Raw genomic sequence first — 14737 nt, 5'->3', positions numbered from 1 at the left:
GCGGCGGAAACATTCCCGCCACCGTCCGGCGGCACCAGGCCAACGCCTGACGCTACCGCCCGCGACCTGCGCGACCCACCGCCTGAACGCCCCAGGTGGCACTGGTCACACGGGGGCGCGGGCGGGCGTCACAGCGCGGACTTCGCCGTCCACTGGTCCCAGCTGAGGAGCCAGTCGTAGACGTCGTACTGCGGGGGCATGCTGCTCGCCGACCCGGTCACCTCGACCGGGTCACCGATGAGGGCGCTGTCGTAGTACGCCTTCGCGTCCGCCGCGCTGAGGTTGATGCAGCCGTGCGAGTTGTTGACCTTGCCGAGCGCCGCGGCGTTCTCCTCGTTCTCGTGGATGAACTCGCCGTGGTTGGAGAACCGCGCCGCCCAGGTCTTGCGCACGTCGCGGTACCCGTAGCGCGGGTTGTCCATGATCTCCACGGGGTTCTTCTCCATGATGATGTAGGTGCCGTTGGGCGTGTTGCGGCCCGGGTCGTTCTCCTCGCCGTAGCTGGCCGGGTAGCTGGCCACCTGCTGGCCGTCGCGCACCACGACCATCCGGTGCGTGCCCACGGCGGCCTTGACGATCTGCTCGCGGCCGATGGTGAAGTCGGTGGTCAGGTCGGCCCGCCCGTAGGCGCCGCCGCCGTAGGGCACGCCGTAGAGCTTGGCGCTCACGCTGACCCGGGTGTGCGCGGGCCAGTACTCCTTCGGGCGCCAGTCGACCTGCTTGTCGTTCAGCCACGCCCAGGCGCCCTCGACCGGGACCGAGGTCTGCACGGTCAGCGCCCGCTGCACCGCCGCCTTGTCCTCGACCGGTTCGTCGAACTTCACGCTGATCGGCATCGCCACGCCGACCTCGGCCCCGTCGGTGGGGTTGATGGTGGCGCGCACGGTCCGCTCCGGCTGCAGGGTGGTGAAGCTGCCCTCCACCGACACCTGCTTGCCGTCGTCCCCGGTGGCGCTGCCGGACCAGGTGTAGGTCTTGCCGTAGCCGAGCTCGGTGGTCGCCTTCCAGCTCCTGCCGTCCGGCGCGAGCTCGCCCGGGACCTGCTTGCCGTCCTCGTTGGTCAGCTCGACCTCGTCGAGCCGGCCGCGCTCGACGCGCACCCGCACCGGCGCGGTCGGGTTGACGTCGCGGGCGTCCGGGCCGGGTTCGAAGGAGACTCTCGCGACCGGTCCGGCGGGGGCGCGCTCCGTCGGCGCGGGCGACCCGCACCCGGAGAGCAGCAGCACCGCCGCGAGAGTTCCGGCGAGCACCGTCCACAAGGGCCGCAACGTGGCACCACGCAACTTGAGTTCCCTTCCGAGAGGTTCGTCCGCGCCGTCCGCTCCGCCGGGGTCGAGCAGGGCGGTCACCAGGAGATCGTCTCCTCCCATGAGACGCCCGGGAGATCGCGAGGATGTCTCGCCCCCCAGTGTGTCGTGTCACACCGGTCCGCTGGCGAGCAGGCCCGCGGTCGCATGATGGGGGCACCCGACATCGGCAGGAGGACGTGAGACGTGAGTACGAGTGCTGCAGGCCGCGTGGCCGTGGTCACCGGGGCGAGTTCCGGCATCGGCGCCGCCACCGCGCGGCACCTCGCCGCCGCGGGCTTCACCGTGGTGGTGGGCGCGCGGCGGCTGGACCGGCTGACCGCGCTGGCCGAGGAGATCGGCGCCACGGCGCTGCCGCTGGACGTCACCGACCAGGAGTCGGTGGACTCGTTCGTCGCGCAGGTCCCGGAGTGCCACGTGTTGGTCAACAACGCCGGTGGCGCCAAGGGCCTGGCCCCGGTCGCCGAGGCGGTCGAGGACGACTGGCGCTGGATGTGGGAGACCAACGTGCTCGGCACGCTGCGGCTCACCCGGGCCCTGCTGCCCAAGCTGGTCGCCTCCGGCGACGGCCACGTGGTCACGGTGACCTCGGTGGCGGCGACCGGCGTCTACGACGGCGGCGCGGGCTACACCTCGGCCAAGCACGCCCAGGGCGCGCTGCACCGCACGCTGCGCGGTGAGCACCTGGGCCAGCCGGTGCGCTTCACCGAGATCGCGCCCGGCGCGGTGGAGACCGAGTTCTCCGAGGTCCGGTTCGGCGGCGACAAGGAGCGCGCCGCAGCCGTGTACCGCGGCATGACCCCGCTGACCGGCGACGACGTCGCGGAGGTCATCACCTTCGCGGTCACCCGCCCGTCGCACGTCAACCTCGACTTCATCGAGGTCAAGCCGCGCGACCAGCACTCGGCGACCCGGATGCACCGGCACGAGTGAGCCCGGTGGAGGGGGCGCCGGCCGGCTAGGCGTGGATGCGCAGGGGCTCGGTGCACAGCTCCACGTCCAGCTCCTCCAGCACGTCGGCGATCGGGCTGGCGAAACCGACGGCACCGCCGCGGCTGCCGGCGACGTGCAGGCCGATCACCCGACCGCCTGGACCGAGCACGGCCGCGCCGGCGTCCCCGGGCCCGCAGAAGCGGGACTCCGAGCTCACCACCCGGATCTGCTCGCGCAGGACCCGGACCCCGAGCGCTTCGCCGTGGTCGATCCGGACCGTCGCATCGACCGAGGTCACGACGCCGGTGGTCACCCCGGTGCCGAAGCCGTGCTTGCGCACCCGCTCGCCGGGGTAGGCCGTGGCGGGCCCGGTGACCGGCCCGATGCCCTCGACCACGCAGGTCGTCGCCGACCCGGGGGCCAGGGCGACCGCCGCCGCGTCCACGCGGCCGGACAGCGCGGCGCGCGCGAGCTCGGCGTGCACCCGGCCGTCCTCGGGGTCGAACATCCGGTCGCCCACCGACCAGCCGTCGTCCAGGCAGCCCACGTCGAAGGTGGTCAGGCCCATCGTGACCGCGGTCGGTGTGGTGCCGACCACCAGCGCGCCCAGCGTGCCGATCCGCCGGTGCGGCCCGGGGACGGGCACCTCGGGGGGCGCGAGGTGGACCGCCCGGCAGGGACCGATCCCGCTGCCGCCGCCGATCACGCCCGTCCGCTCGCCGCGGCGCGGGCGCGGCGGCAGCGGCTCGTCCTCGGCGCAGTGGATGTGCTGCAGGACCGGCTCTTCCTCGATCACGTCGGTCGGGATGCCGAAGACGTCGGACGGCACGCAGGCGCCGGGTTCCAGCTGGTCACGCGGTTTCTTGCGCGCGACGGAGACGATGATGACCTGCTGCCCGGTGCAGCGTCCGGCAGAGTGCCTCGCACCGATGTCGACGGCCGTCACCCCGGGAAGGTCGAGCAGCTGGTCCTCGACCGCCCTCTTGATCGGCCGTATCACGGCCCGATCTCTCAGCTCCCTGATGCTCAGCATGGTGGCCCCCTCCACCTACACCATTTAACACTCAGGGTTACGCACCAGTCACGAAGAGTCACCCTTACGGCCGTTCGGCTCTTCGGCTGCTACAGCGAACAGTCCACCAAGACTGGCTCAGGTGCCAGCGAAACGCCGAAGGCCAGGCGTACGCCGTCCCGAACTTCACGCGCAAGGCTGAGCAGGTCGTGGGTGGTCGCGGCGCCGCGGTTGGTCAGCGCGAGGGTGTGCTTGGTGGACAGGCTGACCCGCCCGCCCGGGCCCTGGTGGCCCTTGCCGAACCCGGCCCGCTCGATGAGCCACGCGGCGGACAGCTTCACCCCGCCGTCGGCCGGGTACTGCGGGACCCGCTGGTCGGCGCCCACGCGGGCGGTGATGCGCTCCAGCACCCCGGGCAGCTCGTCCTCGGCGACGATCGGGTTGGTGAAGAACGAGCCGGCGCTCCAGGTGTCGTGGTCGTCCGGGTCGAGCACCATGCCCTTGCCGCGCCGCAGCGCCAGCACCGCCTCGCGCGCGCTGGCCACGTCCACCTGGGTGCCCGGCTCGACGTCGAGGGCGCGGGCCAGCTCGCCGTAGCGGATGGGGGCGGAGCGGTCGTCGTCGCGCAGCAGGAACCGGACGCGCAGCACCACGGCGGCGTCGCTGTGCTTGAGCACGCTGCCGCGGTAGGTCAGGCCCAGCTCGGTGGCCGGGACGGTGCGCACCTGCCCGGTGCGGCGGTCGAGCAGGTCGACCGAGACCAGCAGCTCGGAGACCTCCACGCCGTAGGCGCCGACGTTCTGCACCGGGGTCGCGCCGGTCAGGCCGGGGATGCCGGACAGGCACTCCAGCCCGCCCAGGCCCTGCCGCACGGTGTCGGCGACGAGGTCGTCCCAGTCCTCGCCCGCCTCCGCGGTGAGCTGCACCAGCCCGTCGCCGACGCTGTCGTACTGGCGCCCCTTGGTGGCGACGCGGACCACGTGCCCGTCGAACCCCTCGTCGGCCACCACGACGTTGGAGCCGCCGCCGAGCACGAGCAGCCGCTCGCCGTCGGCGTCGGCGGCGCGGACCGCGTCGGTGAGCTCGTCGGGCCGGGTCGCGACCACCCAGCTCGCCGCGGGTCCGCCCAGCCGCAGGGTGGTGTGGTCGGCCAGGGGGACGCCAGCGCGGGCACCGGCCGCGTGCGTTGTGCTGCCGCGCACGTCTTCGGCACCGGACTTGGAGGGGTTCACGGTTGCCAAAGGTAACCTCCGCTGCATGGCACGCCGCATCGAGCACCGAAGCACCTCCGAGTGGCCCGCGGTCCGGTTGTACGAGGCGCTGATCGACGTCGAGTACCTCAACGACCGGCTCGCCGAGCTCGGCGGGGACAGCGCGGAGCTGGTGCAGCACGTGTCGACCGACGAGGGCGCGCGGTTCCAGATCCGGCACGCCGTCCCCGCGGACACGCTGCCGTCCCTGGCCCGCACGGTGGTCGGCGGGGACCTCACGATCGACCGCAGCGAGTCGTGGCGGCGCGAGGAGGACGGGCACTTCGCGGGCGAGATCGCGGCCGAGATCGCCGGGGCGCCGTGCACCATCACCGGCTCGATGTGGCTGCGCGACGCCGGGGGCGCGGTGACCAGCGAGTTCGTGGTCGACGGGAACGTGCGGGTGAACGTGCCGTTCGTGGGCGGCAAGCTCGAGGACCTGGTGGCCGACCAGGTGCAGAAGCTGCTCAGCGCCGAGGAGCGCTTCACCTCCGAGTGGCTGAGCCGCCGCGGATGACGTCGGTCCCGAAGAAGCGGGCACCGCGGCTGGCGGCCGGTCGCGCCCGCGCGCTGGGCATGCCCACCCGCGGCACGACGAACCCGAACCGGCTGCGCCGCGTCGACCGGTGGGTGCTGGGCACCCCGTGGGTCTCCGGCGCGGTGCGGGGCGCGGCCGAGCCGGTGGTGATCGACCTCGGCTACGGCGCGACGCCGGTGACCACCCTGGAGATGGCCGCCCGGCTGCGCCCGCTGCACCCGCAGCTGCGGGTGGTCGGGCTGGAGATCGACCCGGACCGGGTGGCGAGGGGCAAGGCGGTCGCCGACCCGCCCGCGCTGGAGTTCCGCCGCGGCGGGTTCGAGCTGGCCGGGCTGGCCGCCGGGGTCCGCGACTTCCCCGGCCCGGCGCTGGTGCGGGCGTTCAACGTGCTCCGGCAGTACTCCGAGCCGGAGGCCTGGCGGCACTGGGAGGAGCTGTGCTCCCGGCTGGCCCCGGACGGGCTGCTCGTGGAGGGCACCTGCGACGAGATCGGGCGGCGCTGCTGCTGGGTGACGCTGGACCGCAGCGGCCCGCTCACGTTCACCCTGTCGTGCCTGCCCGCGGACCTCGACAAGCCGTCCGACCTGGCGGAGCGGCTGCCGAAGACGCTGATCCACCGCAACGTGCCGGGCGAGCGGGTGCACGCGCTGCTGGCCGAGCTCGACGCCTGCTGGGCGACGGCCGCGCCGATGGCCCCGTTCGGTCCCCGCATCCGCTGGGCGCACGCGGTGCAGCTGCTGGCCGACCGGGGCTGGCCGGTGCTGGACCGCCGCCGGCGCTGGCGCCTCGGCGAGCTGACCGTGCCGTGGTCGACGGTCGCCCCCGAGCGCTGACCGCGGAGCGCGGGCACCGAGCGCCGGTGTGGGCCTACGGTGGGGGCATGGCGAGCGACCTGCTGCACAACGCCCTGCACGACCAGGCCGCGGCGTTCCGCAGCGCCGCGCTCCGCGCCGGACCGAACGCCGAGGTCGCGACCTGTCCAGGGTGGACGGTCCGCCACCTGGTGCAGCACCTGGGCCAGGCCTACTCACGGGCGGAGCGCTCGATGCACCTGGAGCCGGGCAGCCCGCGCCCCGAATCCGCGCGCCCACCGGCCGAGTTCGACGACGTGCTGGCCTGGTGGGACGAGCGGCTCGCCGAACTGCGGCACACGCTGTCCACGGTGGACCCCGACCGCCGGGTGCGGTTCCTCACCGGCAGCGGCACGCCGGGCGACTGGGCCCGGCGGGTGGCGCACGAGACGGCGATCCACCGGCTCGACGCCGAGCACGCGCTGGCCGCACTGGGCCCGGACCACGTGCACGACCTGATCTTCGACCCCGAGCTCGCCGCCGACGGCATCGACGAGTTCCTGACGGCGGTGCTGCCGGCCGTCGACTGGACGAAGCACGACCGCGCGGGGCAGGTGCTCGTGCACAGCCCGGACGCGGGGCGGGCGTGGCTGGTCGAGTTCCGCCCGGGCGAGCCGCCGGAGGCCGGACCGGTGACGGGCGCGGCGCTCGAGGTCGACGCGACCATCGCCGGGACGGCCGACGCGGTGTACCGGAAGGTGTGGGGCCGCCCGAGCCGGGCCGTGGTCACCGGCGACACCGCGCTGGCCGGCCTGGTCTCCGGCCTCTGACACCCCCGGACGGGCGAGCACCCGATCGACCGCGAGAGTGGAACCCGGTCGGCCGTCGGCGTGGCGGGTTGCCCGCGGGAGGTGCCGTGGGCGGCGCCACAGGGCCGACCTGGGGCCTGCAGGACCTGCGTCACCTGCGACAATCACGGATCGTGAGCTCTTCCGAACGGCGTTTCGTCATCAGCTTCGGCTGCCCCGACCGCACCGGCATCATCGCCCGGATCTCGTCCTTCCTCGCCGACTTCGGCGGGTGGATCGTCGAGGCCGGCTACCACACCGACATGGAGACCGGCTGGTTCTTCACCCGGCAGGAGGTGCGGGCCGACTCGCTGCCGTTCGGCATCGACGAGCTGCGCGAGCGCTTCGCCGCCGTCGCCGCGGAGTTCGGCGAGGAGAGCAGCTGGCGCGTCTCCGACACCGGGGAGCGGCGCCGCGTGGTGATCCTGGTGTCGAAGGCAGGGCACTGCCTGCACGACCTGCTCGGCCGGATCGGCTCCGGCGAGCTCGACGTCGACCTGCGCGCGGTCATCGGCAACCACCCGGACCTCGGCCCGATCACCGAGGCGCACGGCGTGCCGTTCCACCACGTGCCCTTCGCCAAGGACCCGGCCGCGAAGGCGGAGGCGTTCAAGCAGGTCCGGGAGCTGGTGGACGAGCACGACCCGGACGCCGTCGTGCTGGCCCGCTTCATGCAGGTGCTGCCGCCCGAGCTGTGCGAGGCGTGGGCGGGGCGCGCGCTGAACATCCACCACAGCTTCCTGCCGTCCTTCGCCGGCGCCCGGCCCTACCACCAGGCCTACGACCGCGGCGTGAAGCTGATCGGCGCGACCTGCCACTACGTGACCCCGGAGCTGGACGCCGGCCCGATCGTCGAGCAGGACGTGATCCGGGTGGACCACACCGACGACGTGGCGGACATGGTGCGCAAGGGCCGCGACATCGAGAAGCTCGTGCTGGCCCGCGGTCTCCGCGCCCACCTGGAGGACCGCGTCCTGGTGCACAACCGCCGCACCGTCGTCTTCTAGCCGCTGCGCAGCCGCCACGGCCGGGGCGCGGCGGCGAGGGCGACGGCCGCGGTGAGCACCGCCGCGCCCACGATGACCGCGCGCTCCGACGTGGCCTCGGCGACCGGTCCGGCCAGCGCCGCCCCCAGCGGCACCAGGCCCCGGGCCAGCACCCGGTGCGCGCTGGTGACCCGGCCCATCATCGGACCGGGCGTGAGGCGCTGGCGGTTCGCCGCGGACAGCACGGTCCAGCTCCCCGCGCCCAGGCCCATGACGAGGTCGGCGAGCCACGCCACCCCACGACCTGGACCGAGCCGAGCACGCCGGCCCCGGCCGCCAGGACCAGCAGCCCGCCGACCACGACGACCCCGCTGCCCAGCCGGCTCGACAGCCGGACCGCGAGCTGCGTCGCCGGCAGGGTGCCGAGCGCGGTGCAGACCAGCAGCGGCGGCACCGCGGCGGCGGGGACCTCCAGCGACCCGATCGCGTGGAGGAAGGCCACCACGTTGACCCCGCTGGCGAGCAGCGCGGTCAGGCCGACACGCCGACGGGGGTGCGCAGCACCCGGTGGCGCACCAGGTACCGCAGCCCGGACCGCACCTCGGCCGCCAGCGGCCCCCGGTCGGGACCGGGCGCCGCGGCGGGCCGGGACGGCACGACCGTGAGCAGGGCCGCGGCGCACCCCAGCGCGAGCGCGTCGACGGCGAAGCACAGCACGGGGTCCCGGGCGAGCAGCGCGGCCGCCGCCAGCGGTCCGGCGATCTCCACGCCCACGGTCTCCACGCCCACCAGCCGGCCGTTGGCCCGTTCCAGGTCGGCCGGACCGGCGAACGCGACCAGCAGCGACTGGCCCGCCGAGTCGGCGAAGGTCTCGGCGCTGCCGAGTCGGCGAGGGTCTCGGCGCTGCCGAGTCGGCGAGGGTCTCGGCGCTGCCGAGTCGGCGAAGGTCTCGGCGCTGCCGAGCAGGAACCCGCACACCGCCAGCGCCCCCACGCCCGCGCCGTCGACGAGGACGAGCGCGGCCAGCCCCGGCGTCACCACGCAGCGGGAGACGTGGGCGGCGACGAGGGTGCCGCGCAGCCGCCAGCGGTCGACCACCGCACCGGCCGGCAGCGCGACCAGCAGCCACGGCAGCGCGGTCGCCGCCGCCACCACCGACACGGCCACCGGCTCCCGGGTGCTCACCGCGGTGAACAGCGGCAGCGCCGCCGAGCGCGACCGAGGAGAACGCCCACGCGCCGAGCGAGCAGCGGAACGGCCGGGAGCGCACGCCCACGAGGTCGCCCGGCACCACCCCCTCCCGGCTCAGGCCGCCGTGGCCGGGGCCGGCCACCGCCGCACCCGCGCCGGCGCCGCAGCTGCCCGACGCGGACCAGCAGGCCGGGCAGCGCTGAACGGCGTCATGGTGCCGGTTCCCGCCGACGGCACAACGAGGATCGCTCGTCCAGACGTCGCGAGCGGGGTGTCCGTTCACCAGCTTTCCCGGCTCCCGAACGGACATCGCGAGCAGCGGGAAGGGCGGCCACGGGGAGGGACGGTCGCCGCGGCTCGAGGAGATCACCGAAGAGAACGCGTGATCCCGTTGCGCCGCACGCGGACTCGATGACGTGTCCCTTGTGGATGGACGGGTGCGCGGCGGCACCGGGCCACCGCGCACCCCCACGGCGTCAGCGGCCCAGGCCCTCCAGGACCTCTGCGGTGGGCAGCTGGGTCAGGACCTCGCCGGGCGTGATGAGCTTGCTGCGGCGCACGCCGCTGCCGACCACCACCGCCGGGGCCTTCGCGACCTGCGGGTCGATCAGCACCGGCCAGTCCGCCGGCAGGCCGAACGGGGTGATCCCGCCGTACTCCATGCCGGTCAGCCGCACCGCGTCGTCCATCGGCGCGAAGGACGCCTTGCGCACGTCCAGGCGGCGCTTGACCACACCGTTGACGTCCGCGCGGGTGGTCGCCAGGACCAGGCAGGCGGCGTAGCGGACTTCGCCGGCCCGCTTGCCCGCGACGACCACGCAGTTCGCCGACAGCTCCAGCGGGGAGCCGTACTGCTCGCAGAACGCCGCAGTGTCCGCCAGGTCGGGATCGATCTCGGTCGCCCCGATGCGGGCGTCGTCGAGCTCCCGGACCACCTCCGCCACCGGGTCGGCGAGCAGGTCGAGGCGCTCCAGCGCCGGTACCACGTCCAACGTTCCTGCAGCCGAGGACCAGTCAACACCCATGGCACGACGATACGAACCCGCTCGGCCCGCCCGTCGGGCGGCTCACCGCAGGAAGTCCACCAGCAGTCCGCGCAGCTCCCGGCGGTGCGTGAGCATCGGCGCCGGGGAGGGGAAGACCTCCAGCCGCGCGCGGGCGAAGGCGGCGGCCACCGCCTCGGCCACCCCCGTCGGGTGCAGCGGGTCGTCGGTGGCCGCGACGACGAGCACGTCCGAGGTCACCGCGCGCAGCGGGGACGCGTCGGCGAGCGGTGCCTGCTCGGGCAGCGCGCGGAGGGCGTCCTCGAGGCGCATCAACGCCGCTGCCCGCTGCTCGACGTAGTCGCCCACCTCGGCGTCCGCGGGCAGGTCGGCGGCGACGAGCTTGCGCAGTTCCGCCTCGTCACCGGCCGCGACGGCGTCGGCGAGGCGCTCGAAGGACCAGGTGGCGGCGACGTCGCGGGGGCGGTCCAGGGCCGCCGGGAGCAGCAGCGCCAGCCGCTCGAACCGGTCCGGGTGCTCGGCGGCGAGGCGGGTCAGCGCGCCCGCACCCAGCGAGACGCCGACCGCGCGCGTCGCCCCCACCTCGTCGGCGATCGCGAGGACGTCGGCGGCGACGGTCGGGTAGGTCCAGTAGCCGGGCGGGGCGTCCGGGGCCGTGCCGTGCCCGGGCAGCGTGACGACGACCCGGGTGCCCGGCAGCCCGGAGGACGGGATGCGGGCCTCGCCCTCGGTCGCGCCCAAGCCGTGCACGACCAGGGTCACGGGCTCACCGCGGCCGTGCGCGCGCCAGCGGGGTGCCACTACCAGGACCGTCCCTGGACCTCTCGCACCTTCGGGCGCACGTCGACGATGTAGACCAGCGAAGCGACCAGCCCGGCGATCCAGATGATCCCGTACGGCCCGCGCTGGTCCAGGATCAGCAGCAGTGCGGCCGCACCGGTGATGGCCAGCCACTTGACCTTGCTCAGCTTGTCGACCGCGGTGAACGCGTCAGGTCGCTGCAGCGCCGCGTGCACGAACGCGAACACCCCGACCGGGATACCCAGGAACCAGATGACCAGCAAGATCCACTGGTACAACGCCAAGCCGGTGAATGCCACGGCTCCACCTTACGTGCTGGACAGCGGCTCGGACACCCACCGGTGGCGCGCGCAGCGGCGCCGGGCCCCGCTGCGCGCGCACCCCCGCGGGCTCAGCGCTCGCCGGCGCCGTCGGTCCGCTTCGTGGCCGCGGACTTCGTGGTGGTCTTCGCGGTCGACTTCCGGGTCCTGGCGGCCGGCTTGGTCGCCGACCCACGGGTCGAGGTCGGGGCTTCCGCCTTCTCGGTGCCGGCGGACCCGGTGCCCTCGGCGCCGCCGAACGGGCGGCTGACCTTGCCGAGCACGTCATCGGCCAGGTCGCGGGCCTCGCCGACGCTCTCCTCGACCTTCTCCTGCGCGACGCCGACCTGCTCCTTGACCTTCTTCACCTGCGGCTGGTCCTGCAGGCGGTGCAGGGTCTCCTCACCGCGCTCGGCCAGGTACTCGTAGAGCTGCTTGGCCGTCTGGCTGTAGGCGTCGACGCGCTTGCGCAGCTCGACCGGGTCCAACTTGCCGCGCAGGTCCTCCAGGTCGCGGGGCAGTTCCTGGCGGGCCGCCTCGGCGCGCTCGTTCAGCTGGGTGCGGACCTTGCCGACCGCCTCCAGCAGCGCCTGCGCCGCGAGGTCACCGGCGCCGAGCGCGGCGAGCAGCGGGGTGCGGGCCTGCTCGACGGCGTCGCCGAACGCCTTCTCCGCTTGCTCGCGGACCTTGTTCACGTCTTCGGTCTTCAGGAAAACCGGCATGGGTGGTCACTCCTCGGATCGCTGGCTGTCCTCGCCCGCCCCGGCGTCGTGCTCCCGCCGGAACGAGGCGTAGATGTCCAGAAGCACTTGTTTCTGCCGCTCGTCGAGGACGGGGTCGGCGAGGATCGCGTCGACCACCGGCCCGCTCTCGCGGCGCTCCAAGATCCCTGCTTGCACGTAGAGCGCTTCGGCGGAGATCCGCAGCCCCTTGGCGATCTGCTGCAGGATCTCCGCGCTCGGCTTGCGCAACCCGCGTTCCACCTGGCTCAGGTACGGGTTCGACACACCGGCGAGCTTCGCCAGCTGCCGCAGCGAGATCTGGGCGTTCTTGCGTTGCGTCCGGATGTAGCTGCCGAGGTCGCTGACCGCTTGGTTCACGGCCTTGTTGACGGCTTTGTCCACACGTTCCACGGGCAAGCACCTCTCCGGTCACCACCCACGGTACGCACGAGTGCTAGCTGTTGCAAGCACGCTGCTTGCACCCGTTCGGGGACACCGGCGGCGGCCCGCACCGACACCCGACCGCCGGGGCGCACTGCCGGCCCCGGCGGGACTGGGCCGCGCGAGGGCTGCCGGCCACAGCCGGGACCGGCAGCCCTGCCAGGCCTCGTCGGGCGGGCGCCGCGGGCGCGTGCCCGGGGTCAGGACTGGACCGCGCACATGCAGAACGGGTGACCGACCGGGTCCGCGTAGACGCGGAAGTTCGCGTCCAGGCGGTCAGGGGGTTGCGGCAGCTGGGTGGCTCCCGCCGAGATCGCGCGCTCGTGCCCCTCGTCGAGGGTCCGCACCCGGATGTCGAGGTGCATCATCTGCGGCACCTCGTTGCCGGGCCAGGTCGGCGGCCGGTACTCGGGGTCCCGCTGGAAGGCCAGCGGCGCACCGCCGCGCGGGTCCACCAGCTCGACCCAGTCGTCGGTCGAGTCCTCGTCCACCGCCCAGCCGAGCAGCCGCCCGTAGAAGTCGGCCAGTGCCCGCGGGTCCGGGCAGTCGATCGCGAACGCCGCCAGGGACAACTCCGTCATCGCTCCTCCGTCCGTCTCCGGCGCTCGCGCAGCGCGCACCGGCCACAACCACTGAGCCCACCACGGTGGTTACTAACTGGTCAACGAAGTATGGCGGTTATGTGCGCTCGGCACAACCACTTACTCGCTTACGATGGTGTTCGTGAACAGCAGAGCTGTCGCTCCGGAGGCGGTCCGGCCACCGACGCTGGGAGCGGTCGATCTCGACTTCGACCACGACATCGAGCTAGTCCTTGCCTTCCTCAACACCTGCGACGCGGAGAAGGGCACCGAAACTCTCGACGATCACGACCAGTGGCAGCAGTGGTGCACCGACCGGGGGTTCGAAGCAGTACCCGCCGTTGAAGCAGCGCGCGAGATCCGCGACTCCATGCGCAACGCGGTCTCCTACGGCGCCAGACCTCCCGAACTGGCCACCACCGCGTGGCCGGTGCAGGTCCGGCTCCGACGCGGGATACCCGTCCTGACCGGCGTCGACGCCCTCGGCACCGTGCTGGTGGCCGCCACCCGCCTGGTGCACACGGGGCACTGGGACAGGATCAAGATCTGCCCGGCCGAGGGCTGCCTGTGGGCGTTCTACGACCGGTCCCGCAACCGCTCCCGCACCTGGTGCTCGATGCGGGTGTGCGGCAACCGGGAGAAGGCCCGTTCCTGGCGCGAGCGCCACACGACCAGCGCATGACCGCGTGGCGTGCCGGTCCTGCCGGCACGCCACGCGCCCACACCGGACGACGTCAGAAGAAGAGCTGGGAGACGCTGTAGATCGCCAGGCCGGCGAGCGCGCCGACCACCGTGCCGTTGATCCGGATGAACTGCAGGTCGCGCCCGACCTGGAGCTCGATCTTGCGCGAGGTCTCCTGGGCGTCCCACCGCTCGATGGTGTCGGTGATCAGCGTGGTGAGCTCGGCGCGGTAGTTGGACACCACGTGCACCGCGGCGCCCTCGAGCCAGCCGTCCACCTTGGCCTGCAGCTCGGGCTCCTCGACGACCCGGCGGCCCAGCGAGCGCAGGCCGTCGCGGACCCGCACGCGCAGTTCGCTCGACGGGTCCTCAGCGGCGTCGAGCAGCATCTTCTTCGCGGTGCCCCAGGCCGAGGCCACCAGGTTCTGCACCTCGGGGTGCTCCAGCACCTGCTGCTGGATCTGCTCGGCCTTGGCCATCGTCTTCGGGTCGTGCTGCAGGTCGTCGGCGAACTCGACCAGGAACCGGTCGACCGCCTTGCGCATCTGGTGCTCGGGGTCGGTCTTGACCGCCCACGCGAACGACAGCACCTCGGAGTAGATCTTGTCGGCCACGATGGCGTCGAAGAACTTCGGCGACCAGGACGGCGCACGCTGGCTGACCACGCGCAGCACGGTGTCGTGGTTGTCCCGCACCCAGTCGTAGGCCCGGTCGCAGACCAGGTCGACCAGCTTGTGGTGCGAGCCGTCGGCGAAGACCTGCGCCAGGATCCGCCCGAGCGGCGGACCGAACGGCTGCGCCAGCACCTTGCGCACCACCGCCTGCTCGAGCACGGCCTGCACGTCCTCGTCCCGCAGCACCTGCACGGCACCGCGCACGGCGGTGGCCAGCTCCGAGGTGACCCGCTCGGCGTGGTCCTGGTCGTCGATCCACCCGCCCAGGCGCCGGCTGATCTGGGCCCGGCGCAGCTTGTCGCGCACCACCTGCTCGGACAGGAAGTTGGAGCCGACGAAGTCGCCGAGGCTGCGGCCGATCACGTCCTTGCGCGTGGGGATGATCGCGGTGTGCGGGATGGGCAGCCCGAGCGGCCGCCGGAACAGCGCGGTGACCGCGAACCAGTCCGCCAGCGCACCGACCATGCCCGCCTCGGCGGCGGCCCGCAGGTAGCCCGCCCACGCCGCGCCGCCGCTCTCCTGCCAGCGCGCGACGACGTAGACGACGGCCGCGAACAGCAGGAGCCCGCCGGCGACGGCCTTCATCCGGCGGAGGCGTCGGCGCTTGTCAGTGTCGGGAACCGATGAGGGCTGCACAGGACCGATTGTGGCAGCGCTCGGGGGCCGCCCACGGCGGTT

General features: G+C 73.6%; 18 protein-coding genes. 6 read left to right on the top strand and 12 right to left on the bottom strand.

What is annotated here, in order from left to right; translation table 11 throughout:
* Positions 1–128: 128 nt before the first annotated feature.
* Positions 129–1259 carry an Ig-like domain-containing protein gene (locus HNR68_RS05020; protein WP_380575223.1) on the bottom strand — a complete coding sequence of 377 codons (1131 nt, stop codon included), beginning with the start codon at positions 1257–1259 and terminating at the stop codon, positions 129–131.
* A gap of 234 nt (positions 1260–1493) precedes the next feature.
* Between HNR68_RS05020 and HNR68_RS05015 the strand changes: the two genes are divergently transcribed.
* The gene (locus HNR68_RS05015) at positions 1494–2240 is read left to right on the top strand and encodes an SDR family NAD(P)-dependent oxidoreductase (RefSeq protein ID WP_179718101.1); all 747 of its coding nucleotides are present in this window, start codon (positions 1494–1496) and stop codon (positions 2238–2240) included.
* Between the two features lie 25 nt (positions 2241–2265).
* On the opposite strand, the gene HNR68_RS05010 is transcribed toward HNR68_RS05015, so the two are convergent.
* The gene (locus tag HNR68_RS05010) at positions 2266–3240 is read right to left on the bottom strand and encodes a hypothetical protein (RefSeq protein ID WP_343049945.1); all 975 of its coding nucleotides are present in this window, start codon (positions 3238–3240) and stop codon (positions 2266–2268) included.
* 122 nt (positions 3241–3362) lie between these two features.
* Positions 3363–4493 carry a UDP-N-acetylmuramate dehydrogenase gene (locus HNR68_RS05005; protein WP_246330392.1) on the bottom strand — a complete coding sequence of 377 codons (1131 nt, stop codon included), beginning with the start codon at positions 4491–4493 and terminating at the stop codon, positions 3363–3365.
* A 16-nt stretch (positions 4494–4509) separates the two neighbouring features.
* Between HNR68_RS05005 and HNR68_RS05000 the strand changes: the two genes are divergently transcribed.
* The 4 genes from HNR68_RS05000 to purU all read left to right on the top strand — a co-directional run bounded on the left by HNR68_RS05000 (position 4510) and on the right by purU (position 7686).
* Entirely contained in the window at positions 4510–5019 is a 510-nt protein-coding gene (locus tag HNR68_RS05000) for a DUF2505 domain-containing protein (protein WP_179718096.1), read from the top strand.
* Positions 5016–5873 carry a class I SAM-dependent methyltransferase gene (locus HNR68_RS04995; RefSeq protein ID WP_179724661.1) on the top strand — a complete coding sequence of 286 codons (858 nt, stop codon included), beginning with the start codon at positions 5016–5018 and terminating at the stop codon, positions 5871–5873. Before HNR68_RS05000 ends, HNR68_RS04995 begins: the two co-directional genes overlap by 4 nt.
* Positions 5874–5920: 47 nt before the next feature.
* Positions 5921–6661, top strand: a complete 741-nt coding sequence (locus tag HNR68_RS04990) for a maleylpyruvate isomerase family mycothiol-dependent enzyme (protein WP_179718093.1) — start codon at positions 5921–5923, stop codon at positions 6659–6661.
* A 152-nt stretch (positions 6662–6813) separates the two neighbouring features.
* Positions 6814–7686: a formyltetrahydrofolate deformylase gene (gene purU / locus HNR68_RS04985; protein ID WP_179718091.1), complete on the top strand. Its 873-nt coding sequence runs from the start codon at positions 6814–6816 to the stop codon at positions 7684–7686.
* Here the strand turns inward: purU and HNR68_RS04980 are convergent.
* The 8 genes from HNR68_RS04980 to HNR68_RS04945 form a co-directional block, all read right to left on the bottom strand.
* Positions 7683–7961 carry a hypothetical protein gene (locus HNR68_RS04980; RefSeq protein ID WP_179718089.1) on the bottom strand — a complete coding sequence of 93 codons (279 nt, stop codon included), beginning with the start codon at positions 7959–7961 and terminating at the stop codon, positions 7683–7685. The two genes, purU and HNR68_RS04980, sit on opposite strands and share 4 nt — an antisense overlap.
* Positions 7962–8196: 235 nt before the next feature.
* A complete protein-coding gene (locus tag HNR68_RS04975; RefSeq protein WP_179718087.1) occupies positions 8197–8850 on the bottom strand; it encodes an MFS transporter in 654 nt (217 codons plus the stop codon).
* Positions 8851–9332: 482 nt separating this feature from the next.
* Positions 9333–9881 carry a YbaK/EbsC family protein gene (locus tag HNR68_RS04970; RefSeq protein ID WP_179718084.1) on the bottom strand — a complete coding sequence of 183 codons (549 nt, stop codon included), beginning with the start codon at positions 9879–9881 and terminating at the stop codon, positions 9333–9335.
* A 42-nt stretch (positions 9882–9923) separates the two neighbouring features.
* Entirely contained in the window at positions 9924–10622 is a 699-nt protein-coding gene (locus tag HNR68_RS04965; protein ID WP_343049944.1) for an alpha/beta fold hydrolase, read from the bottom strand.
* 38 nt (positions 10623–10660) lie between these two features.
* Complete coding sequence (locus tag HNR68_RS04960) at positions 10661–10960, bottom strand: DUF2516 family protein (protein ID WP_380575505.1); 300 nt, start codon at positions 10958–10960, stop codon at positions 10661–10663.
* 92 nt (positions 10961–11052) lie between these two features.
* Entirely contained in the window at positions 11053–11682 is a 630-nt protein-coding gene (locus HNR68_RS04955) for a hypothetical protein (protein WP_179718080.1), read from the bottom strand.
* A 6-nt stretch (positions 11683–11688) separates the two neighbouring features.
* Positions 11689–12093: a helix-turn-helix domain-containing protein gene (locus tag HNR68_RS04950; RefSeq protein ID WP_179718078.1), complete on the bottom strand. Its 405-nt coding sequence runs from the start codon at positions 12091–12093 to the stop codon at positions 11689–11691.
* Between the two features lie 230 nt (positions 12094–12323).
* Positions 12324–12704 (bottom strand): VOC family protein, encoded by a 381-nt coding sequence (locus HNR68_RS04945; protein WP_179718076.1) that lies wholly within the window; start codon positions 12702–12704, stop codon positions 12324–12326.
* A 133-nt stretch (positions 12705–12837) separates the two neighbouring features.
* Between HNR68_RS04945 and HNR68_RS04940 the strand changes: the two genes are divergently transcribed.
* Positions 12838–13386: a CGNR zinc finger domain-containing protein gene (locus HNR68_RS04940; RefSeq protein ID WP_179718074.1), complete on the top strand. Its 549-nt coding sequence runs from the start codon at positions 12838–12840 to the stop codon at positions 13384–13386.
* 52 nt (positions 13387–13438) lie between these two features.
* Here the strand turns inward: HNR68_RS04940 and HNR68_RS04935 are convergent, their stop codons facing one another.
* Positions 13439–14644, bottom strand: coding sequence for a DUF445 domain-containing protein (locus tag HNR68_RS04935; RefSeq protein WP_179718072.1), 1206 nt, complete (start codon positions 14642–14644; stop codon positions 13439–13441).
* Positions 14645–14737: the final 93 nt, after the last annotated feature.

The sequence above is a fragment of the Saccharopolyspora hordei genome (assembly GCF_013410345.1).
Taxonomy (GTDB): Bacteria; Actinomycetota; Actinomycetes; order Mycobacteriales; family Pseudonocardiaceae; genus Saccharopolyspora; species Saccharopolyspora hordei.
The sequence above is the reverse complement of the archived record's forward strand: the minus strand, read 5'-3'. Positions and strand labels throughout refer to the sequence as shown.